Below are 21,899 nucleotides of genomic sequence, written 5' to 3'. Positions count from 1 at the left end.
CGCTGCGACAACAACAGACTGAGGCTCAGAAGGCACACCAGCATCCTCGCACTGTTACAGCCTCTGCACCCACAGAACTAACGAAAGACTCAGTAAGCGGGCGCCGGGTGGATATCGCACGAAGCAGGAGTGGTTCGCCAAGTCCCGCCGCCTGCAATTGCTCAAGGACCGGCTGACTGCTGAGCGGGCCGACCGTCAGGCCGGGCGCGTCCGGGTAGTACGTGGCGGTGAACGCCTGCTTGGCACCCGGCACCATCTCACAGCCGCGAACCTGACCGAGGCCCAATGGCGTGAGCGTTGGGAGGCCGGGCGCCGGTTTCTCCAGGCGGACGGCGAGTCGGGGAAGCTGTTCGGGAACGAGACCATCCGCGTCACCCCTGATGGAAAGGCCAGCATCAAGCTGCCCGCCCCGCTGGCGCATCTGGCCAATGCCCCACGTGGCCGGTACGTCCTCACTGGCACCGTGGTGTTCCACCACCGGGGCGACGAATGGGCCGACCGCGTCACCGGCAACCGGGCAGTCGCCTACCGTGTCCACGAAGACGTGCAACGCGGACGCTGATACCTGACCGCCTCCTGGTCCATCCCACCGGTTAAGACCGTTCCGCTGGCGCAGGCCCGCGCCAAAGGGCTGATCGGCGTGGACACCAACGCCGACCACCTGGCCGCCTGGCGGCTCGACCAGCACGGCAACCCGTGCGGTGAACCCCGAAGATTCTTCTTCGACCTGTCCGGCACCGCCAGTCACCGTGACGCACAGGTCCGGCACGCTCTCATCCGACTCCTGCACTGGGCAGCCCGGCACCAACTCGCCATCGGCATCGAAGACCTGGACTTCAGCGGGGAGAAGACCAGGGAAAAACACGGCCGTCGCAAGCGGTTCCGCAAGCTGATCTCCGGCATGCCCGTGAGCAAGCTGCGCGCCCGGCTCGTCAGCATGGCCGCCGAACTCGGCTTGACGATCGTCGCCGTGGACCCCGCCTACACCTCGGTGTGGGGCGCCCAGCACTGGCAGAAGCCCCTCACCAGCAACACCAGGAAGACCACCCGCCACGACGCGGCAGCCGTGGCGATCGGCAGACGCGCCCTGGGGCACCCGATCCGGCGACGGACGGCACCGCCCCCGCACGACCAGAGCGATCATGCGGGGCATCGGACCGTCCAGGCCCGACCGGAAGCCTCGGGGCGTGAGGAAACCCGCCCCTCCGTCCCCGGACAACGGACACGACCCGTTGCGCCGGGTGTGAGAGCGAAAGCGGGGGACCAGTGTGCCCAACACCGTTCGGGGCACGCGGCTGAGCACGGGTTCTGGCAACAGGACTCACTCCCGCTCAGTCTTCAGGAACGGTTTGTTCACTCCGCCGCCCGTGTCGGGCCGCCGCGCACCCGGTGATCTGCGAAGGTGTGAGGATGCAGCAGGTACCGCCCGCCCTCCCGCCGCCGGAGCGCGGGCTGCCCGTGCTTCCGGAACTCGCCGAGCGGCTGGCGGGGGCGGCCGGGCTGGCCGATCCCGAACCGGTCGGCGGCGGACGGGCGCTGCGGGAGGCCGCCTGCGGCTACTGGGCGCGGCGGGGCCTCGCGACCGAGCCCGGGCGGGTCCTCGCGGCGCCGGGCGCCCAGCCGTTGCTGCTGGCCCTGTTCGCGTCGGCGGGCGGCGAGGTGCTGCTGACCCGGCCGTGCTCGGCCTCGTACAGCCCGCTGGCGCGGCTCGCCGGGCGGCTGGCGTACCACGTGCCGGTGCCGGCCGAGTGCGGTGGCGTGCCCGACCCGTACGCGCTGTTGGAGACCGTGCGCAGGATCCGTGCCGAGGGCGGGCGGCCGCGTTTCCTGGTGCTGTCGGTGGCCGACGACACCACCGGTACGGTCGCCCCGCCGGAGATCCTCCACGAGGTGTGCGAGGCGGCGGCGGCCGAGGAGCTGACGGTCGTCAGCGACGAGACGTGGCGCGACACCCTCCACGACCCGCACGGGACCGTGTTCGTGGGGCCCGCCGAGATGTACCCGGACCGGGTCGTCGTCCTCACCGACCTCGCGGGACCGCTCGCCCCCGCCGGCTGGCCGGCGGCGATCGCCCGTTTCCCGGCCGGCGGACCGGGCCCGGCCCTGTACGCCCGTGCCGTCTCGCTGCTGACGGCGGTACGGGCCGAACTGCCGCCGCCGGTCGCGGCGGCCGTGGGCTGGGCGCTGACCGAACCGGAGCCCGTACGGGCCCGGTCCGCCGCCATGGCGCGGCTGTACGGGCTGCTGGGCGAGGCGGCGCGGGAGCGGCTCGACGCCGCCGGGGTGCTCTGCCGGCCCCCGCAGACGGGCCCCCACCTCTACGCGGACCTGGGCGAGCTGAGGGAGCCCCTCGCCGCCCGGGGCATCACCGACTCCGTGGAGCTGGAGGACCGGCTGAGCGCGACGCTCGGCCGTCCGGTGCCCGGCGGCCACCGGTTCGGCGACGCCCCGGACGCGCTGCGGGTGCGGATCTCCACTCCCCCGTTCCTCGGGGCCGACGACGACCGGCGGCGCCGCGCGCTGGGCGCCCGGGATCCGCTGGCGGACCCGGATGTCGTGGAGGCGTTGTCCACTTTTGGATCGGCGTTCAGTGAACTCGCCGCCGACTGATCTACCGTCAGTCGGTGGGCGTACGACGGCGCGGGCCCCGCGCCCGTACCGCCAGGTTCCGGTTCCCCACGAATGGAGCCCCAGATGACCGAACAGACCGAGCGCCCCCTCGCGGAGCCGCGTCCTCTCGGCGAGATCCGTTCCTGGCCCCGGTCGTTCGCCGACCGTCTCACCGCGCCGCTGCCCGGAGTGCGCGCCATGGCCCGGCTGGCCCGTGAGGGCCGGCTGCGGCCGGGCGCCGAGGCGCTGCGCGAGGTCCCCCTGCTGCCGGTCGAGCCCGGTCCGCTGCCGGCCGCCGACGCCACCGCGCTCGCCGTCACCTGGGCCGGGCACGCCAGCTGGGTGGTGCGCGTCGGCGGGCTCACGGTGCTGACCGACCCGGTCTGGTCCCGGCGGATCCTCGGCACCCCGCCCCGGGTGACGCCGGTGGGGGTGCCCTGGGAGGCCCTGCCGGGCATCGACGCCGTCGTCATCAGCCACAACCACTACGACCACCTCGACGCGCGCACCCTCAAGCGGCTCCCCCGCGACACCCATCTGCTGCTGCCGGCGGGCCTGGCGGGCTGGGCGCGCCGCCGCCGGTTCACCCGGGTCACCGAACTCGACTGGTGGGAGGCGGTCGAGCTGCCCGGCCCGGCGGGCCCGGTGCGCTTCGACTTCGTGCCGGCCCACCACTGGAGCAAACGCACCCTCACCGACACCTGCCGGTCGCTGTGGGGCGGCTGGGTGCTGACCGCGCCGGACGGCCGCCGGGTGTACTTCGCCGGTGACACGGGTTACGGCTTCTGGTTCGCGCGGATCGGCGAGCGCTATCCGGACATCGATGTCGCGCTGCTGCCCATCGGCGCCTACGACCCGCGCTGGATGCTGGGCCCGGTGCACACCGACCCGGAGGAGGCGGTGCGCGCCTGCGCGGACCTGGGGGCGCGGGTGCTGGCGCCGATGCACTGGGCGACGTTCCTGCTGTCCGCCGAGCCGCCGCTGGAGCCGCTGCGGCGGGTGCGGGCGGCGTGGGAGGAGACGGGCCGGCCCCGGGAGGACCTGTGGGACCTGCCGGTGGGGGCCTCGCGGATGCTCGCCGGGTGGGACCGGAGCGTCACGGGGCTGACGTGACGGGGCGGGTCGTTCACCCGGTCCCTTACGTTCACCCGGTCCCTTCCCCGGTGGAGGCGAAGGTGAAGGTGAAGTGGTTGGCGCCGTGCCCGGTGCAGGCCAGACGGGAGGGGAAGCGGCTGGCCCGGGTGTCGACGCCGACGGTACGGGTGGTCTCGTCGTAGCTGAAGAAGACGGTGCCGTCGCCCAGGACCTCGTCCCCGCCCCGCCGGATCTCCAGCGTCACGGGCACGCCCTCCCGGATGCCGAAGTCCTGGGCGGGCTGATGTGACGTCAGGGCCACGTCGAGGTTGTCCTCGCGGCGCAGGAGCCACAGGGTCACGTCCCGTCCCACGGTGTCGGCGGCGTGGAACTCCGCCCGGATCACCCGGCCGCGGGGCCCGTCGGGGGCGACGACGGCGAGGCTGTGGTAGCCGCCCGCGGCGATCCGCACGGTGTGGTCGTGCCCGACGGCCTCCAGGATCCCCGACACCTGCCCGTCGCCGTCCTTGCCCGCGCCGAGCAGCTCGCCGTCCCGGGTCAGCGCCAGGCTGTGCAGATGGCCGGCGGCGGCGGCCGCGATCCTGCGGCCCTGGGCGAGGCGCAGGATGCCCGACACCTGGTGGTGGCCGTCCCGGCCGGCGGCGAGCAGCAGGCCGTCGTCGGTGACGGCCAGGCTCTGCAGGGCGGCGGCGGACACGGCGACGACCTTCCGGCCGTCCGCGGCCGCCAGGATCCCGGAGACCTGCCGGTCGTCGTCCCGGCCGGCGGCCAGGATCCGGCCGTCCTCGGTCACCGCGAGGCTGTGGAAGTCGCCCGCGGCCACGGCGGTGACCCGGTGGCCCCGGGCCGCCGTGAGGACGCCGGACACCTGTCCGTCGCCGTCGTGCCCGGCGGCCAGCAGCTCGCCGTCCTCGGTCACGGCGAGGCTGTGGACGGCACCGCCGTCCACGGCGGTGACCTTCTTGCCCCGGGCCGCGTCACGGGCGCCGGTGACCTGGCCGTTCTGGTCCTTCCCGGCGGCCAGCAGCCGGCCGTCGCGGGTCACCGCCAGGCTGTGGAAGCCGCCCGCGGCCACGGCGCCGACCAGTTCGCCGCGCGCCGCCGCGAAGATCCCGGTCACCTGGGCGTAGTCGTCGAGCCCGGAGACGAGCAGCCGGCCGTCGTCGGTGACCGCCAGGCTGTGGTAGTCCCCGGCGGCGATCGCGCCGATCCGCTCGCCCTCGGCCGCCATGAGGATGCCCGGCACCTGCCCCTGGAGGCCCAGCCCCGCCGCGTGGAGCCGGCCTGCGGCGTGGGCGGATACGGGCGGGTCGACGGCCAAGAGGGGCCTCCTTGGGCGCGGGCGGGACGGCGCGGACGGGACGGACGGTGTGGGTGCCGCCGCCGTCCACGCTGGCCGCTCCGCCGGGCCGGGGCACGTGCGGGGCGGCCGAACGCGTGACACGGCCGCCCCCGGTGCGCTAGGAGCGCGCCTCCAGGACGTGCACGCACAGGGGCCCGCCGTGGGCCGGATGGGTGGTCCGGCGCTCGACGCGCATGCCGAGCTTGCGCATGACGCCCACGGAGGCGTCGTTGCCGACGGCGTGCACGCTCACCAGGCGGGCCAGGCCGCGGTCGCGCAGCGCGAAGTCCAGCGCGGCGCGTGCCGCCTCCGTGGCGAGCCCGTGTCCCCAGAAGTCCCTCGCGAACCGCCAGCCGATCTCCACGGCCGGCAGGATCTCCGGCAGGAACGTGGGCACCGACAGCCCCACGAACCCGGCGAGCCGCCCGGTCTCCCGGTGCTCGACGGCGAACAGCCCCACGCCGACTTCCTCCCACTCACGTTCCCACGCGGCGATCCCGGCCGCGGTCTCCGCCCGGTCGAGGACCGAGCCGTCGCGGATCCAGCGCATCACTTCCGGGTCGGCGTTGATGGCCGCCATGGGCTCGACGTCGTCCTCGCGCCAACGGCGCAGTGTCAGCCGGGGGGTTGTCAGTCGGGGCGTCGACGTGCGGAGGGTGGTGGTCATGTGCGGATGCTGCCCAGTTGGGAGTTCCCCCAGTCCCGCCCCTTCCCTCCCCCGGCTACCGCTGGGAGGTGCCCCCAGGAGGGCTCCGCCCCCGGCCCCCCGGTCCTCAATCGCCGGACGGGCTGAATTTCAGCCCGTCCGGCGATTGAGGACACCGCGCGTCAGCGCGGAGGGCCTCGTCACGCCGTCGCCACCGCGATGGCCGCCGCGTGGCCCGCGCCCGCATCGACGTCGGCCAGGGTCCACCCGGGCGGCGGCACCGGCAGGGAACCCGTGCCCACGTACGTGACCGCCGGGCTCTCCGCCAGCCCCGTTCCCGTGCCCTTGAGGTACGCCTCCTTGCGCGTCCAGCACCGGGCGAACGCCGCGGGGCGTTCCGCTTCCGGGAGGGCGTCGAGTTCGGCCGTCTCCGCCGGGTGGAGCATCCGGGAGACGTCGGCGACGACCGCCGCGGGCTGCTCCTCCTCCACATCGGCCCCGACCGGAGTGTCCGCGAAGGCGAAGAGGGCCAGCTCCCCGGCGTGGGACAGGTTGAAGTGCGGTGCCGGCGAGGCGCCCGCGACGGCCGGGCGGCCGTGCGGGCCGCCGCAGCCGGGGCACGGCTCCCGGGTCAGGGCGACCCGCTCCGGCGGGAGGCCCAGGTACGCCCCCAGGAGGCGGCGCAGCCCCACGTGCGAGGCGACGAACCGCTCGCGGTGCAGCGGGCGCAGGAACCCGGCCGCCCGGGCCCGTTCCTCCTCGTCGAGCCCGTCGAGCGGCCATGACGAGCCGTCGGGGATCCTCAGCAGCCAGACGTCCGGCCCGCCGCCCGGGCGCCAGGGCCCGGGCAGCGGGTCGCGGCCGAGCTCCCGGGGGCGGATCACGGCGCCTTCGCGGGAGCGGTCGGACCGGCCTCGGCGGCGGCATCCGCCGAGGCCGGAGTCGTGGTGGCGGGGCGCTCCAGGTGGCCGTCCGCCGTCCAGCGGGCCGCTTCGCCCGTGCGGTACATCCGGCCGCCGGGCGGGCCGAAGGGGTCGCCGACGAAGCGTTCCCCGCGACCGTGAGCCGGCCGGCCGGCGGCCACGTACAGCTCGCCGGTGACACCGGGCGGGCACGGCTGGAGGGCCGCGTCGAGCACGTACAGCCGGGTGTTCCACGCGGGCCGCCCGAAGGGGACGGGCCCGGACCCGCCCGGCTCGCAGCGGTGGTGGGCGGCGCCCGCCGTCTCCCCGCGCCCGTACACCAGGTGCAGCGCCACGCCCGGGAGCGCCCGCTGGAAGGCGTCGACGGCCGCGCGGGACGGCGCGTCGCCCTCGCACACGACCCGTCGCAGCGGACCGGCGCACGCCGTGAGGTCCGCGAGGAGCGGGCCGTCGCAGCGGACCGTCGTGACGCCCTGCTCGCGGACCGTACGGGCGAGGGGCACCCCCGCCTCGGGCAGGACCACGGTGGCGCCTTCCCGCAGCGGCCACACCAGTTCCAGCAGCGAGGCCTCCGAACCGGCCTCGGCGTGGCGCAGCACGCGGTCGCCGGCCGTCAGCCCGCACCGGTCGCTCAGCCAGCGCAGCCGGCCGTCGATCGTGGCGTGCGGGACGACGGTTCCGCCGGTGGAGCAGGCCGGGTGCTGCGGGGTGAGCGCACGGCCCGGGTCGACGGGCGGCTGCGCGGCCACGGCGGCCGTCACCTCGGGGTCGTCCAGGACGACGAGGACCGCGTCCGTGCCGGGCGGCGCGTGACGCGAGTCGGTCAGGACGTACTCGGCGGCGGGGTCGTCGGCGGTGGTCGGCGCGCCGCCCGCCTTGAGGACGGCGAGCACCGCCTCGGCCTCACGGACCGAGGCGTCGAGCGCGACGGCGGCCCGGGTCCCGGGCCGTACGCCGAGGCCGGCGAGGTGCCGGGCGAGCCGGCCGGCGCGGGCGTTGAGCTCGCCGTACGTCAGGGTCAGGGCGCCCTGGACGAGGGCGGGGGCGCCGGGCGTACGGGCGGCGCGGGCCTCGACCGGGCCGATGAGGGTGGTCGGCGGCAGGGCGACGGCCGTGTCGTTGAACTCCGTCAGCACCCGGGCGCGCTCCTCGTCCGTGGCGATGCCGAGCCCGGCGAGCGGCCGGTGCGGGTCGCCGTCGGCGAGGCGGGCGAGGAGGTCGACGAAGCGGCGCTGGTGGGCGGCGAGTTCCCGGGCGTCGTACAGCGCCGGGTTGGCGTCGTGGTCGACGCGCAGGCCGGTGCCGTCGGCGCGGTCGTAGACGCTGACGGTCAGGTCCTCCACGGGGCCGCCGGAGAGGTTGTGGGCGGTGGAGGGGGCGCCGGCGAAGGTGAGCCCGTAGTCGAAGGGCATCACATTGACCTGGGGCGCGCGGACCGGTTCGGCGGGGCGGTGGCGCTGGTGCCGGCGGGCGGCGCGGATGCCGAGGTCGGCCTGGTGGGCGAGCTCGGCGAAGGTGGTGTCGGGGGTGACGGTGAAGCGCAGCGGCAGGACGTTCATGACCATGCCGGGGATGCGCAGGGCGACGGATCCCATGCGGCCCATCATGGGCAGTGCGAGGGTGACGTGCTCGCTGCCGGTGGCCCGGGAGAGGTAGAGGGCCTGGGCGGCGAAGAGGACGTCGGGCCAGGTGGCGCGGACGGACGCGGCGAGTTCGCGCAGCCGGGCGGTCTCCTCGGTGCCCAGGTGGGCGGTGCTGCGCAGGGAGGTCCTGGAGGGGGGCGCGGTGCGTCCGGCGAGGGTGGGGACGGTGGTGGGGGCGTCGGCGGCGTCGCGGAGCCAGTGCTCGCGGTCGCGGGCGTGGGCGGCGGAGCCGCCGTAGGCGGCGTCCTCCTCGACGAGCGCGGCGAGCCGTCCGAAGGGGCCGGGGCCGGGGTCCGTGCCCGCGGCGAGGGCGGTGTAGACGTCGGCGGTGCGGCGGGCGAGGAGGGAGTGGCCGTAGCCGTCGAGGACGGCGTGGTGGACGCGCTGGGACCACAGCCAGCGCCGTTCGCCGACGCGCAGCAGGCCGTGGGCGAACAGGGGGCCGCGGGCGAGGTCGAAGGGGACGGCCAGGTCGGCGCGCATCCAGGCGTGGGCGGCGCCCACGGGGTCGCGTTCGGCGCGGAGGTCGGCGGTGTGCAGGGGGAAGCCGTGGCCGGGCGGCGGGACGTCGACGGGCAGCTGCCGGGGCCCGGCGGGCGTGTCGGCGATCCGTACGCCCAGGGTGTCCGCCTCGCGGGCGACGCGGTACAGGGCCTCGGCGAAGAGCTCCGGGTCCACGTCGCCGTGGATGTCCAGGTACTCGGCGGTGTTGAGCGCCGGGCTGCCCGGGTCGAGGGACTGCGCGTGCCACATGGCCGACTGAGCGGCCGTCAGCGGCAGCCCTTCCGGCGCGAGGCGCCGGTCGGGGCCGCTGCCGCTGACGGGCCGCTCGAGTGCGGAGACGGTCATGCCCCGGCCCCCAGCAGGGGTGCCCACTCCTCGATGGCCGGCTTCTCCGCGAGGTCGACGAAGGTGACCTCGGTGCCGTGGTCGCGCCGCCAGCGTTCGACGAGGGTCATGATGCGGACGGAGTCGAGCCCGTAGTCCACGAGGTTCTCGTCGTCGGGGATGTCGGCCGGGTCCTCGCCCAGCACGTCGGCGACGTCGGCGCGGATCTGTTCCAGGGTCAGGGCCACGGTGCTCACTGTCCTTCGAAGACGCGGTCGGTGGTGGTGACGACGGCGCACTTGGCGGCCGCCCAGCGAAGTGCCATGGCGTGGTCGCCGGCGGAGAAGTCGGCGACGGCGTCGGCGACGAGGAAGGGCTGGATGTCGCGCATCCAGGCGTCGCACGCGCTCATCATGACACCGATGTGGGCGTAGACGCCGACGACGATCAGCTGGTCGCGGCCCTGCTGCGCCATCCGCTCGGCGAGGTCGGTGCGGACGAAGGCGCTGTACTTCCACTTGGTGAGCACGGTGTCGCCCGCGTCGGGGGCGACGGCGTCGGCGATGGCCTTGGCGCACTCGTCGTCGGGCAGGCCCGGGCCCCAGAAGTCCTGCTGGAGGCCGCGCTCGGCGGGGCTCTGGCCGCCGGGCTGGGCGGAGTAGACGACGGGGACGCCGAGGCGGGCGCACTCCCGCTTCAGCCGCGCGATGTTGGCGAGCAGCTCGGTGACGGGCGAGGCGCCGGTCTCGAAGGCGTCGAGGAAGTAGTTCTGGAGGTCGTGGACGAGCAGCACGGCGCGGCTCGGGTCGACCGTCCAGGCGACCTTGTTCGCGGGGAGGTCCGCGGCGGTGGGCATGGGGTAGGGGGCGATGGCGGGGAGCGCCATGGTGGCGGGGCCTTTCGTGGTTCCGGGATGCGTGCGGGGTGGCCGGGGCTCAGTCGCGGGCGGCGGCCGTCTCGCGCAGTCGTGCGGCGATGGCGGCGCGCAGGTCCTTCTTGGAGACCTTGCCGATGCCGGTCTGCGGGAACGCGTCGACGAACTCGACGCGGTCGGGCACCTTGAAGGCGGCGAGCCCGCGCTCGCGCACGAACTTCTTGACGGCGAGGGACTTCACCGGCTCGGCGCCCTCGCGCAGTACGACGTAGGCGCAGGTGCGCTCGCCGAGGTAGTCGTCGGGCATGGAGACGACGGCGGCGTCGTGGACGGAGGGGTGGGCGAGGATGTGGTTCTCGATCTCCTCGGCCGCGACCTTCTCGCCGCCCCGGTTGATCTGGTCCTTGGCCCGGCCCTCGACGACGAGGTGGCCCGTCTCCGTGAGGCGCACGATGTCGCCGGTGCGGTAGAAGCCGTCGGCGGTGAAGGCGGTGGCGTTGTGCTCGGGGGCCCGCCAGTAGCCGCGGATGGTGTACGGGCCGCGGGTGAGGAGGTGTCCGGTGGCGCCCACGGGCAGGTCGTTGTCCTCGTCGTCCACGACGCGGATCTCGTCGTCGGGCGAGATGGGGCGGCCCTGGGTGGTGACGATCGTCTCCTCGGGGTCGTCGAGCCGGGTGTAGTTCACCAGGCCCTCCGCCATGCCGAAGACCTGCTGGAGGGTGCAGCCGAGGGCGGGGCCGACGCGCCGGGCGGCCTCCTCGCTGAACTTGGCGCCGCCGACGAGCAGCACCTCCAGGCTGGAGAGGTCGTGCGGGGTGCCGGCGGCCGCCTCGGTCCACACCAGGGCCAGCGGCGGGACGAGGCCGGTGAGGGTGATGCCCTCGGCCTCGATGAGCGGGAAGGCCACATCGGGGCTGGGGCGCGGGGCGAGGACGACCCGGGCTCCGGCGTACAGGGCGCCGAGGGTGCCGGGCGAGCTGAGGGGGAAGTTGTGGGCGGCGGGCAGCGCGCAGAGGAAGACGCTGTGCTCGTCGACGCCGCAGATCTCGTTGGAGCCCCACAGCGAGTAGATGTAGTCGTCGTGGGTGCGCGGGATGAGCTTGGGCACGCCGGTGGAGCCGCCGGAGAGCTGGAGGAAGGCCAGCTCGTGGGGTCGGGGCGCGTCCTCGATGGCGACCGGCTCGGCCGGGACGTCGGCGAGGGCGGTGTGCCCGGTGTGTCCGCCCGGGTCGCCGACGACGAAGACGTGCTTCAGGGTGGGGACTTCGGCCTTCACCTTGGTGGCGAGCTCGCGGTAGTCATAGCCCTCGGCGACGTCGGCGATGACGTAGGCGGCCGCCTCGGTGAAGGCGCAGAAGTGGCGGATCTCGGTCTCGCGGTGCGCGGGGAGCGCGAAGACGGGCAGTGCGCCGATGCGGAAGAGGGCGAAGACGACCTCGAAGAACTCGGCGACGTTCGGCAGCTGGAGGACCACGCGGTCGCCCTTGCCGATGCCGCGGGCGAGCAGGCCGGCGGCCAGCCGGTCGGCGCGCAGGTCGAGTTCGCCGTACGTCCAGCGGCGTCCCTCTCCGGCCGGGTCGACGATCGCGATCCGGTCGGGGTGGGCGGCCGCACGGTCGCGGAGCATCTGACCGAACGTTTCGCCACGCCAGTAGCCCTTGGCCCGGTAGCGCTCGGCGAACGCGGCCGGATAGCCGGGCGCGTCGTCGATGTCCTTGGTGCCCTTGGTGCCCGTCACTGGCCGACCCCCACTGCCTGAAGGAACGTCTGGAACTTGGCGCCGGTCTCGGCGGTCTCCGCCTCCGGCGAGGACTGCTCGACGACGCCCGCGCCGGCGAAGAGGCGCAGTGTGCGCTCCTCGGCCTCGGCGCAGCGGATGGTGACGACCCATTCGCCGTCGCCGCTCGCGTCGCCCCATCCCACCATGCCCGTGTAGGCGCCCCGGTCGAAGGGCTCCAGCTCGCCGATGACCCGGCGGGCGGTGTCGGTGGGGGTGCCGCACACGGCGGGCGTCGGGTGGAGGGCGCAGGCCAGCTCCAGGGCGGAGACGGCGGGGTCGGCGGGCTCGCCGACGACGGTGGTGGACAGGTGCCACATGGCGGCGGTGCGCACCAGGGTGGGGCGCGCGGGCACGTCGAGGGTGCGGCAGTAGGGGGCGAGGGCCTCGCGGACGGCGTCGACGACGACGGCGTGCTCGTGGAGGTCCTTCTCCGACTCCAGGAGCGCGGCCGCGCGGCGCACGTCCTCGGCGAGGTCGGCGCTGCGGGGGGTGGAGCCGGCGAGCGGGTTGGCCACGAGGCGGCCGCCGCGCCGGGAGACGAGGAGTTCGGGGCTGGCGCCGAGCAGGGTGCGGCCGGGGCCGGAGGGGACGGCGAAGGTGTAGCCGGAGGGGTCGCGGCGGGCGAGGCGCTGGAGCAGCGCGGGCAGGTCCAGGTCGCGCGAGGAGCGCAGTTCGAGGGTGCGGGCGAGGACGACCTTGCTGAAGTCGCCGCGCTTCATGCGCCGTACAGCCTCCGCGACGGCTCTGCCGTACTCCTCGGGCTCGGGTACCGGCCGGATGTCCCAGTCGGCCGCGGCGGGGGCGGCGGCGGGCAGGGCGACGAGCGGGTCCTCGGCGAGCGGCGGTGCCCAGCGGACGGCCTCCGGCACGGCGAGCGCGGCGGGGGCGGTGTGGTCGAAGGGCACGGCCCCGACGACGACGGGCGCGGGGTTGCCCGCGAGGAGCTCGGCCTCGAGGGTCTCGGTGACCCGCCGGTGCAGCGGCGCCGGGCCGTGCGGGACCTCGGCGCGGGTGCCGTGGGCGAGCAGGGTGCGGGTGGGGGAGGCGAAGAACCGGGCGCGGCCGGGTTCGTAGGCGTCGAGCAGCGAGGTGGCGGCGCCGACGGTGGCCGCCGGGTCCGCGATCCGCCCGCCCGGGCGGGCGTCGGGCCCGCTCTCGCTCGGCCGGTCGGCGACGGGGTGAACCGTGGTCACCTGCTGCTCCGTTCCCCCGGTGGGTCGCACCGGGTATGGGGGTGTTGGGGGCCCGGGTGGGGCTGATGTATGGGGTGCGGGTGCGGCCCGGTGGGCGCGAACTGCTATGCGCGGAGGGTCGCGCCGCCGTCTACGTAGAGGTCGTGCATCGTGATGTGCCGGGCGCGGTCGGAGACCAGGAAGAGGACGGCGTCGGCGATGTCGGAGGGCTCGGCGATCCGGCCGAGGGGGATGCCGACGCGGTACGACCCGGGGTCGCCGTCGATGACGCGGGCGGGCGGCTCGTCGCCGACCCAAAGGGAGCGCTGCATCGCGGTGTCCGTGGAACCGGGCGAGACGACGTTGCAGCGGACCCCGCTGCGGGCCAGCTCCAGCCCGAGGCACTTGGTGAACATGGTGGCGGCGGCCTTGGAGGCGGCGTACGCGGCCATGCTGGTGCGCGGCACTCCGGCGGCGTTGGAGCCGACGGTGACGATGCACCCGGAGCGGCGCTCGCTCATCCGGCGGGCGGCGGCGCGGGAGGTGTTGAAGACACCGGTGGAGTTGACGTCGAAGGTGCGCCGCCAGTCCTCGTCGGTGATCTCGACGACGGGCGAAGTCCGCAGCACTCCCGCGACATTGACAAGGATGTCGAGCGGCCCGGCGGTGCGCTCCACTTCCTCGAAGACGGCCTCGACGACCCGGCTGTCGGAGACGTCGGCGGTGTAGTGGGTCACCTTTTCGGTGCCGTATTCCACCTCGAGCGCCTTGACGCCTTCCCGCGTCGCGTCAACGGCCGCGACCCGCGCTCCCTGGGCGACCAGGGCACGGGTCACGGCCTCGCCTATGCCCTGCCCGGCGCCGGTGACCAGCGCGATCCGGCCGGCCAGTGCGGACTGCTCCACAGCGGTTTCCCCCATTCCACTCGAATTAAGGTAAGCCTTACCTTACACAACATCTTCACCTGGGGGAATTGACGTGCACCCGAACAATCGGGCGCCCCGTCAAAATCCAAGGAGAGCAAGAGGCCAGGGGAAAACCCGGAGGAAACAGATGTCGACCATTAGGTTAGGCTAACCTCATGCGACTCGTCGTCGAACAGCTCACCGCCGGATACCCCGGCCACCCGGTCGTGCACGGCGTGGACCTGACCGTCCCCGAGGGGCAGGTCGTCGCCGTCGTGGGGCCCAACGGCTGCGGCAAGTCCACCCTGTTGCGCTCCATCGCCCGGCTCCACCAGCCGGACTCCGGCACCGTCCGGATCGGCGATGCCGACATCTGGCGGCTCAACCCCCGCAAGGCGGCGCACCGCATCGCGCTGCTCCCCCAGTCGCCACAGGCGCCCGAGGCCGTGACCGTCGCCGGGCTCGTCCGCTACGGCCGCCACCCCCACCAGGGCCTCTTCCGCCAGTGGTCGCGCGAGGACGAGCGGGCCGTCGAGGAGGCGCTGGAGGCCACCGGCACCACCGCCCTGGCCGGGCGCCGGCTCGACCAGCTCTCCGGCGGCCAGCGCCAGCGGTGCTGGCTGGCCATGGTCCTCGCCCAGGAGACGCCCGTCGTCCTGCTGGACGAGCCGACGAGCGCCCTCGACCTGGGGCACGCCGTCGACGTCCTGGAACTCGTCCGCGAGGTCGCCGCGGCGGGCCGCACGGTCATGATGGTCCTCCACGACCTGGCGAGCGCCGCCCGCTACGCCGATGTGATCGTGGCCATGCGGGACGGGCGCGTCGTCGCGCACGGCCCCTCCCGCGAGGTCGTGGACGCCGCCCTCGTCCGCGAGCTCTACGGGGTCGAGTCCGACATCCTCGCCGCCCCCGGCGACGGCTCCCCCGTCGTCGTCCCCGCACCGCGCCGGCCCGCCGCCGCCCAGCAGGTCCGGGCGGCGTAGCGGCGCGGCGGCGTGGCTCGCCCCGGGCCCGTCACTCGACGAGCTCCAGGGCGGGTATGCCCGGCACCTCCAACCCGAAGGTCTGGGCGTAGAGGGAGAGTTCCGCCTCCAGCGCGCGCACGATGTTGCGGTGCTCCCGGAGGCCGTGGCCCTCCCCCTCGAACGCGAGGTGCGCGTGCGGCACGCCCCGGCCCTTGACCGCCGCCAGGAACCGCTCGCCCTGCTCGGGCGGGCAGACCGGGTCGTCCATGCCCTGGATCAGCAGGAAGGCCGCGGCCAGCCGGTCCGCCCGGGATATCGGCGAGCGCTCCCGGTAGCGCTCGGGGTCCCCCGCGAGCGGGCCGACCAGATACTCGGTGTAGCGCGACTCGAAGTCATGGGTGCCGCCCGCCGCCATGGCCGGCAGATCCAGCACCGGGAAGCAGATGGCCCCGCAGGCGTAGAGGTCCGTGGCCACCAGCGAGGCGGCCGTCGTCCAGCCACCCGCGCTGGCGCCGCGTATCGCCAGCCGGGCCCGGTCGGCGCCGCCCTCCTCGGCCAGCGCCTCCGCGACGGCCGCGCAGTCCTCCACGTCCACCACGCCCCACCGCTCCTTGATCCGGTCGCGGTAGGCCCGCCCGTAGCCGGTGGACCCGCCGTAGTCGACCTGGACCACGCCTATGCCCCGCGAGGTGAAGTAGGCGATCTCCAGATCGAGCACCAGCGGCGCCCGCCCCGTGGGCCCGCCGTGCGCCCACACCACATACGGCGGCGCCTGATCGGCGGGGGCGGTGTGGTCGGGGCTGTGCGGCGGATAGACATGGGCGTGGACCTCCCGCCCGTCCGGCCCGGTGAAGGTACGGATGAGGGGCTCCGGGTAGTAGGCCGGGTCCACGGCGTCCCGGTGCCTGGCGCCGATCGCGCGGGCCCGGCCCGTACGGACGTCGAGCTCCACCACCTCGTAGCCGCTGCGCGGACTGGCGGCGACCCCCACGACCCGCGAGCCGTCGGCCGCCAGGGTCGCGGCCCACTCCGTCCACGGACCGGCGGCGTCCACCAGCTCCCCGGTCTCGGGGTCGAGGATCCCCAGCCGCTGGGCGCCCCGGCCGTGGACCACGGCCACCAGCCCCCCGGCCAGCGGGACGAACCAGCTCAGCCCGGCCCGCCACAGCGCCCCCGCGAACTCCTCCTCGCGCGGACAGAGATCGACGCTCTCCCCCGACTCCGGGTCCACCCGGTACGGATTCCACCACCCCGTACGGTCGGTCACCGCCAGCAGCGACCCGTCGTACGCCCACTCCACCTGGGCGACGGCCTCCGCCGTACCACCCAGCACGGTCCGCGCGCCCGTCAGCAGGGCGCCGCCGGCGGCCTCCGTGACCTCGGCGACCTTCAGCTCCGTGCCCTCCCAGGGCATCCGGGGGTGGTCCCAGGCCAGCCACGCCGCCCGCCGGCCGTCCGGGGAGAGCCGGGGCCCGGTGACGAAGCGGCTGTCGTCACCGGTGAGCTCGCGCACCGCCGCGCGGTCCCCGGCGGCCGAGCCGTCCAGCGGCACGGCGGCTATCAGCCGCCGCAGCCGGTCCGGCCCCTCCCCGGTGAACTCCTCCAGCACGCACCACACTTCGCCGCGCTCCGGCAGCAGCACCGGATCCGCCCAGCGCAGCCCGCCGCCCACCGCCGACAGCGGGGTCAGCGGCCGGGGCTCCGCACCCGCCGGACCGTCCGGCTCCCACACGTACAGCCGCTGGTCGGCGAAGTGGACGAAGACCACCAGCGGCCCCCCGGTCTCCCGGGGCACGGCCGCCCAGGGGCGGCTGCCGTACTCCATCACCCGGCTGCGGACGTTCCACGGCGCGGCCAGGGCCGAAGCCTCCTCGCCGCCGGTGCGCCGGCGCACCAGGGTCGACCGGCCGCCCTCCGCCGGGCAGGAGGTCACCCACCACACTTCGTCACCGACCGTGCCCACGAACTCCGGCCGGCCGTCGTGCGCCGCGGCGAGCGCGGCGTCGATCGGGGAGCGCCAGGCTCCGTAGGGCGCCGTGGACACCATGATTGCTACGCCTCCTTGAGGACAGTGATCGTGCGAATCGTCGTTGTCGTTCGTCGAGCCGTGCTCATCAAGCCGTGCTCATCAGGCTGTGCTCATCAGGCTGTGCTCATCAAAAACTGGTCGAGCACCCGGACGCCGAAGTGCAACGCCTCGACGGGCACCCGCTCGTCGACGCCGTGGAACATCGCCTGGTAGTCGAAGCCGACCGGCAGCCGGACCGGTGAGAAGCCATAGCCGACGATGCCCAGCCGGGAGAACTGCTTGGCGTCCGTGCCGCCCGACATACAGAAGGGGACCACATGCCCCTCCGGGTCGAACGCCTCGATCGCCGCCCGCATCCTCTCGAACACCGGGGCGTCCACCGGCGCTTGCAGGGATACCTCCCCATGGTGGAGCTCCCACTCCACGTCCGGCCCGGTGAGCCGGTCCATGGTGGCGCGGAACTCCTCGTCGCCGCCCGGCACGGTCCGCCCGTCGACGAAGCCGATGGCGACCCCCGGGATGACGTTGATCTTGTAACCGGCGTCCAGCATGGTCGGGTTGGCGCTGTTGCGGACGGTCGCGGCCACCAGGGCGGCCGCCTTGCCGAGCTTGCCCAGCAGTTCGTCCAGGTCGAAGCCGGGAGCGTCCATGTCGACACTGATGCCGTGCACGGCCGCGATCTCCCGCAGCGCGGCCCGGACCGTCGGGGTGAGCCGCACCGGCCAGCGGTACTCCCCGATCCGGGCGATCGCCGCGGACAGATTGACGACGGCGTTCCGCGGGTTGATCTTCGAGCCGTGCCCGGCGGTGCCCCGCGCGGTCAGTTTCAGCCAGGCGGAGCCGCGCTCCCCCGCGCCCACCGGATACAGCCGCAGTCCCCCGTCGGCGTGGAAGGTGTATCCGCCGGACTCGCTGATCCCGGTCGTACAGCCCTCGAAGAGCACGGCGTGCTCATCGGCGAGGAAGCCCGCGCCCGGCACGCCGCTGTCCTCCTCGTCGGCGGTGAAGGCCAGCACGATGTCACGCGGCGGGCGCACCCCGGCCCGGGCCCAGGCGCGGACGGTGGCCAGGACCATCGCGTCCATGTTCTTCATGTCTATGGCGCCCCGGCCCCACACCACCCCGTCCCGGATCTCTCCCGAGAAGGGGTGCACGGTCCAGTCGGCGGGCTCCGCCGGGACCACGTCCAGATGGCCGTGGACCAGCATGGCCTCCGCACCCGGGTCGCAGCCGGGCACACGCGCGACCACATTCGTGCGGCCGGGATCCTTCTCCAGCAGCACCGGCTCGATGCCCACTTCGGCCAGCCGCTGGGCGACGTACTCGGCGGCCGGCCGCTCCCGTCCGTCGCCGCCGCCCCGGTTGGTGGTGTCGATACGGATGAGGTCGGAGGTGAAGCGCACCACCTCGTCCAGCGCCCGTTCGTCGATTCTGTCGGTTCCGTCGTTTCCGTCGGTGCTCACGCCCGGCGACCCGGCCCCCGGCCCCGACCCCCCGTCGCCCCCGCGCGTCTCCTCAGCAGCCATACCGTTCCTCCACCGCGACCGGCCCGACGGCCGTGACGCCCTGGAGCGGCGGATTGCCTCGTCCATGACGATCGTCACCGGCCACCGGCACTATCAGCACACCGTATGCGCCGTCGGTCGGTGAATCCGGCAGGCCCCGGCCCGCCCACGCCCCGTTCACCCGGACGCCGGTGGCCCGGGCGTCGACGGTCCCCGTGCCCGCCGAGATCAGGATCTTCATGCCTCGTCACGTTACGCGTCCGCGAACACCCCGGCCAGGCCTGTGGATAACTCCGGTCCTCCGTACCGGCGCAGGCGGCCCGGGCTGCTCAGCCGCCTCCCCCGGCCGGTGCTCCGGCCCGCTCCGCCACGAACCAGTGGGCCGGCAGCAGGATCCGCCTGCCGTCCGGGTGGAAGCCGGTCATGGCCAGCTCCGTCGCCCCCTCGGCACGGATCGCGAGCCCCGCCCCGCGCAGCAGCCCGGCCACCTCGCCGCCGGACGCGGCGGCCGGCCGCAGGTCGTACTCGAAGACGCGCCGGAACTTCTCCGCCGTCCCGACCGCCGTCCCGACCGCCGTGCCACCGGAGACATCACCGGAGGCCCCGGCCGCCGTCCCGTCGGGCGCCCCGGCCGCCTCCGCGATGACGTCCTTGGCGGCCGGTTCGAGCTCCACCACGAAGGCCCGGCCCCGCGCCCCGACGAGCTCCGCGACCGCCGCCGCGACGGCCGGCCGGTCCTCGGGGTCGCTCTGGTGGATGACCGCCCGCAGATACACATGGCTGTCGCCCAGCCGCTCGTGGAGCGCCCGGACCGCCGCCGTGTCCACCAGGTCCAGTCGCTCGTACGCGGCGAGCCCCTCCCGGTCCGCGCGGCGGGCGTGCTCCACCGCCGCCCGGGACAGATCGACGCCGATCGCGCGCGGGAAGTGCCCGGCCAGCCAGCGGGTCCGGGTGCCGTTGCCGCAGCCCAGGTCGACGACGGGCAGCGGGAGTTCCGCGGGGAGCGCGAGCAGCGCCGGATGCGCCTCGGCTGCGGGCTCCGGGTCCGAGTCCCAGATCGCCTCGCCCGGCACTCCGGAGAAGGCGCCCCAGTAGCCCTCCCACGCGTTCAAGTAACGTTCCGTCACACTCATGGGCGCACCAGCGGCTGTTCGAACCACACCGTCTTCCCCCGTCCCGAGTGACTGGCGCCCCATTCGCGCGCCAGTGCACTCACTACCCGCAGCCCGCGCCCGTATTCGTCCTCCTCTCCGATGCTCAGCAGGGCCGGGAGCGTGTGGTCGTCGTCCGTGACCTCGCACAGCAGCACGTCCGTCCGCACCAGGCGCAGCCCCACCCGGCCGGTGCGGGCGTGCCGGACGGCGTTGCCGACGACCTCGCCGGCCAGGATCTCCGCCGTGGCCGCCGCCTCGTCCAGCCCCCAGGCGGCGAGCTGTTCGCGCACCAGCCGACGGGCGCGGGGCACCTCGCGGGGCTCGGGCGCGAGCTCCCACTCGGCCACGTGGGCGGGCGGGATGCCGTTGAGGCGGGCCATGAGCAGGGCCACGTCGTCGTCGCGGCCGCCGTGGGTGTTGAGGGCGCGGATGATGGTGTCGCAGGCGTCGTCCATGGACGCGGCGGGATGGGCGGCGGACTCGCACAACGCGGCCAGGCCCGCGCCGATGTCCTGCCCGCGCACCTCCACCAGACCGTCGGTGCACAGCACCAGCCGGTCCCCGGGGGCCACCCGGACCGTCGCCGTCTCGAAGGGCACCCCGCCCACCCCTATGGGCGCTCCGGTGGGCAGCTCCAGCAGCCGGCTGCGCCCGTCCTCGGCCCGGACGAGCACCGGCGGGATGTGCCCGGCGTTGCCGATGGTCAGCTCGGAGCGGATGGGGTCGTAGACCGCGTAGAGGCAGGTGGCCAGATAGTGCTCGCCGAGGCGCTGGGCGAGGTCGTCGAGGCGGCGCAGCAGCTGCCCGGGCGGCAGGTCGAGGGCCGCCATGGTCTGCACGGCGGTGCGCAGCTGGCCCATCATGGCGGCGGAGTGGAGGCCGTGGCCCATGACGTCGCCGACGACGAGGGCGGTGCGGGAGCCGGGGAGCTTGATGGTGTCGAACCAGTCGCCGCCGACCCGGCCCAGGCGGGTGCCGGGCAGATAGCGGGTGGCGGTGTCGCAGCCCGGCATGCGCGGGGTGAGCTGCGGCAGCATGCTGTCCTGGAGGGTGTCGGCGACGTTCTCCTGGTGGGTGTACATCCGGGCGTTGTCGAGGACGAGCCCGGCGCGGGCGGCGAGTTCGGCGCCGGTGGTGCGGTCCATGTCGTCGAAGGGCGCGCGGTCGGCGCGGCGCAGGAGCACCATGAAGCCGAGCACGACGTTGCGGGCCTTGAGGGGCACGACGAGCAGGGAGCGCTCGTTGATGAGGGGCCGCAGGTCGCGCTTCTCGAACTGGGCGGAGATCCGCTCGCCGAGCTCCTCGCCGATGCGGGGGATGAGCACGGGCTCGCCGGTGACCATGCACCGGAAGAACGGGGTGTGTTCGGGGAAGGCGATGGCCTCGCCGACGGGCACGGTGTCGTCCCAGCGGCCCGGCTCGTCGTTGTGCTCGACCCAGACGCGGTGCCAGACGGTGGTGACGTCGGGCGGCCCGTCGGGGAAGCCCTCGCCCGCGAGGACGGCGGCGCGCAGGTGCGTCCCGGCGAAGTCCGCGAAGCGCGGTACGGCCGCGCTGGTGACCTCGCGGATGGTGCGCTCGAGGTCCAGGGAAGTACCGATACTGCCGCTGACCTCGTTGAGGAACTCCAGGCGCTCGCGCACGGCCGCGTGTTCGAGGTCGGGCAAGGAGGCGGAGCCGGCGGCGGGCGCGCCGGCCGTGGCTCTGCCGGGCTCCCCCGCCGCGGCCGCCCGGGTGTGCCCGGACCGGCGCTCGGCGCGCCGGGGCACGCCCCAGTCCGGGGTGACGGGCACCTGGAGGAACCGGTTGAACTCCAGGACCGGATAGCCCAGTTCCAGCACCTGGGAGACGATGCGTCCGCTCGTCGCGGGCCCCATGGCGGGCAGGATGTCGGGGAGGCGCCGGGCGAGCTCGTCGGCGTCGGGGAAGGCGGTGTGCGGGGCGAACCCGGGCACGGTCAGTTCACGGCCGGGGCCCGTCCCGCCGGGCTCTCCCTCGGCGGCGAGCACCAGGAGCCGTGCGGTGCCGCAGTCGACCAGGGGGTAGGCCCACCAGAGCACGTCGATCCGGCCGCGCCCGGGGACGTCGCAGCGGGCCCGGCCGGCGCTGGGGTGGCCGGGCAGCCCGGAGAACGCGCCGCATATGGGCATGAGGTCCCCGGCGGGGCGGCCCAGGGCCTCCTCCTTGCCGTGCCCGAACAGCCGGCTCGCTCCCGAGCTCCAGTGGGTGACCAGCCCCGTGGCGCCGACCACGGCCACCGCGAGCGGGATCCGCCCGGGGACGGGCCGTCGCCACGCGGGGGCGGGCTCCGGCGTGTCAGGCTCCATGGGCGGTTGCTCCTTCGTACACGTACGCCAGATCTTCGCCACCGTCCTCCACCGTAGGCCCCGGAGGGACCGGCTGTGCGGCATTCGGTGAAGAGGCGGTG

At 74.7% G+C, this 21,899-nt stretch carries 17 protein-coding genes and 1 pseudogene; 4 read left to right on the top strand and 14 right to left on the bottom strand.

Features of this window, described 5'->3' with window-relative positions:
• Positions 1-91 precede the first annotated feature (91 nt).
• The 3 genes and pseudogenes from ACFYZR_RS28460 to ACFYZR_RS28450 all read left to right on the top strand — a co-directional run.
• Positions 92-1,393, top strand: a pseudogene (locus ACFYZR_RS28460) (IS200/IS605 family accessory protein TnpB-related protein); the annotation flags it as partial.
• Positions 1,394-1,410: 17 nt separating this feature from the next.
• Positions 1,411-2,610: a pyridoxal phosphate-dependent aminotransferase gene (locus tag ACFYZR_RS28455; protein WP_391915206.1), complete on the top strand. Its 1,200-nt coding sequence runs from the start codon at positions 1,411-1,413 to the stop codon at positions 2,608-2,610.
• A 72-nt stretch (positions 2,611-2,682) separates the two neighbouring features.
• Positions 2,683-3,723 (top strand): MBL fold metallo-hydrolase, encoded by a 1,041-nt coding sequence (locus tag ACFYZR_RS28450; RefSeq protein WP_391915204.1) that lies wholly within the window; start codon positions 2,683-2,685, stop codon positions 3,721-3,723.
• A gap of 31 nt (positions 3,724-3,754) precedes the next feature.
• Here ACFYZR_RS28450 and ACFYZR_RS28445 read toward each other — a convergent pair whose 3' ends face one another.
• From ACFYZR_RS28445 to ACFYZR_RS28405, 9 genes are all read right to left on the bottom strand, one after another.
• The gene (locus ACFYZR_RS28445; RefSeq protein WP_391915201.1) at positions 3,755-5,026 is read right to left on the bottom strand and encodes an RCC1 domain-containing protein; all 1,272 of its coding nucleotides are present in this window, start codon (positions 5,024-5,026) and stop codon (positions 3,755-3,757) included.
• A 139-nt stretch (positions 5,027-5,165) separates the two neighbouring features.
• Positions 5,166-5,714 (bottom strand): GNAT family N-acetyltransferase, encoded by a 549-nt coding sequence (locus tag ACFYZR_RS28440; RefSeq protein WP_391915198.1) that lies wholly within the window; start codon positions 5,712-5,714, stop codon positions 5,166-5,168.
• A gap of 179 nt (positions 5,715-5,893) precedes the next feature.
• Complete coding sequence (locus ACFYZR_RS28435; protein WP_391915195.1) at positions 5,894-6,577, bottom strand: 4'-phosphopantetheinyl transferase family protein; 684 nt, start codon at positions 6,575-6,577, stop codon at positions 5,894-5,896.
• Entirely contained in the window at positions 6,574-9,108 is a 2,535-nt protein-coding gene (locus ACFYZR_RS28430; RefSeq protein ID WP_391915193.1) for a condensation domain-containing protein, read from the bottom strand. Before ACFYZR_RS28430 ends, ACFYZR_RS28435 begins: the two co-directional genes overlap by 4 nt.
• Positions 9,105-9,335 carry a phosphopantetheine-binding protein gene (locus ACFYZR_RS28425; protein WP_391915190.1) on the bottom strand — a complete coding sequence of 77 codons (231 nt, stop codon included), beginning with the start codon at positions 9,333-9,335 and terminating at the stop codon, positions 9,105-9,107. Before ACFYZR_RS28425 ends, ACFYZR_RS28430 begins: the two co-directional genes overlap by 4 nt.
• A gap of 5 nt (positions 9,336-9,340) precedes the next feature.
• Positions 9,341-9,973, bottom strand: a complete 633-nt coding sequence (locus tag ACFYZR_RS28420; protein ID WP_391915187.1) for an isochorismatase family protein — start codon at positions 9,971-9,973, stop codon at positions 9,341-9,343.
• Positions 9,974-10,022: 49 nt separating this feature from the next.
• Positions 10,023-11,699: a (2,3-dihydroxybenzoyl)adenylate synthase gene (locus tag ACFYZR_RS28415; protein WP_391915185.1), complete on the bottom strand. Its 1,677-nt coding sequence runs from the start codon at positions 11,697-11,699 to the stop codon at positions 10,023-10,025.
• Positions 11,696-12,865, bottom strand: a complete 1,170-nt coding sequence (gene dhbC, locus ACFYZR_RS28410) for an isochorismate synthase DhbC (protein WP_391915235.1) — start codon at positions 12,863-12,865, stop codon at positions 11,696-11,698. The genes ACFYZR_RS28415 and dhbC overlap by 4 nt, the downstream gene beginning before the upstream one ends.
• A gap of 173 nt (positions 12,866-13,038) precedes the next feature.
• Entirely contained in the window at positions 13,039-13,833 is a 795-nt protein-coding gene (locus tag ACFYZR_RS28405; protein WP_391915182.1) for a 2,3-dihydro-2,3-dihydroxybenzoate dehydrogenase, read from the bottom strand.
• A 161-nt stretch (positions 13,834-13,994) separates the two neighbouring features.
• Here ACFYZR_RS28405 and ACFYZR_RS28400 point away from each other — a divergent pair, with 161 nt between their 5' ends.
• Entirely contained in the window at positions 13,995-14,801 is an 807-nt protein-coding gene (locus ACFYZR_RS28400; RefSeq protein ID WP_391915179.1) for an ABC transporter ATP-binding protein, read from the top strand.
• A gap of 31 nt (positions 14,802-14,832) precedes the next feature.
• On the opposite strand, the gene ACFYZR_RS28395 is transcribed toward ACFYZR_RS28400, so the two are convergent.
• The 5 genes from ACFYZR_RS28395 to ACFYZR_RS28375 all read right to left on the bottom strand — a co-directional run bounded on the left by ACFYZR_RS28395 (position 14,833) and on the right by ACFYZR_RS28375 (position 21,798).
• Positions 14,833-16,830 (bottom strand): prolyl oligopeptidase family serine peptidase, encoded by a 1,998-nt coding sequence (locus ACFYZR_RS28395; protein ID WP_391915177.1) that lies wholly within the window; start codon positions 16,828-16,830, stop codon positions 14,833-14,835.
• A gap of 95 nt (positions 16,831-16,925) precedes the next feature.
• Positions 16,926-18,275: a M20/M25/M40 family metallo-hydrolase gene (locus ACFYZR_RS28390; RefSeq protein WP_391915174.1), complete on the bottom strand. Its 1,350-nt coding sequence runs from the start codon at positions 18,273-18,275 to the stop codon at positions 16,926-16,928.
• A 52-nt stretch (positions 18,276-18,327) separates the two neighbouring features.
• Positions 18,328-18,558 (bottom strand): hypothetical protein, encoded by a 231-nt coding sequence (locus ACFYZR_RS28385; RefSeq protein ID WP_391915172.1) that lies wholly within the window; start codon positions 18,556-18,558, stop codon positions 18,328-18,330.
• A gap of 88 nt (positions 18,559-18,646) precedes the next feature.
• Positions 18,647-19,450 (bottom strand): class I SAM-dependent methyltransferase, encoded by an 804-nt coding sequence (locus ACFYZR_RS28380; RefSeq protein ID WP_391915170.1) that lies wholly within the window; start codon positions 19,448-19,450, stop codon positions 18,647-18,649.
• Positions 19,447-21,798: a SpoIIE family protein phosphatase gene (locus tag ACFYZR_RS28375; protein ID WP_391915167.1), complete on the bottom strand. Its 2,352-nt coding sequence runs from the start codon at positions 21,796-21,798 to the stop codon at positions 19,447-19,449. Before ACFYZR_RS28375 ends, ACFYZR_RS28380 begins: the two co-directional genes overlap by 4 nt.
• Positions 21,799-21,899 lie beyond the last annotated feature (101 nt).

Source organism: Streptomyces sp. NPDC001678 (genome assembly GCF_042892945.1).
Taxonomy (GTDB): Bacteria; Actinomycetota; Actinomycetes; order Streptomycetales; family Streptomycetaceae; genus Streptomyces.
The sequence above is the reverse complement of the archived record's forward strand: the minus strand, read 5'-3'. Positions and strand labels throughout refer to the sequence as shown.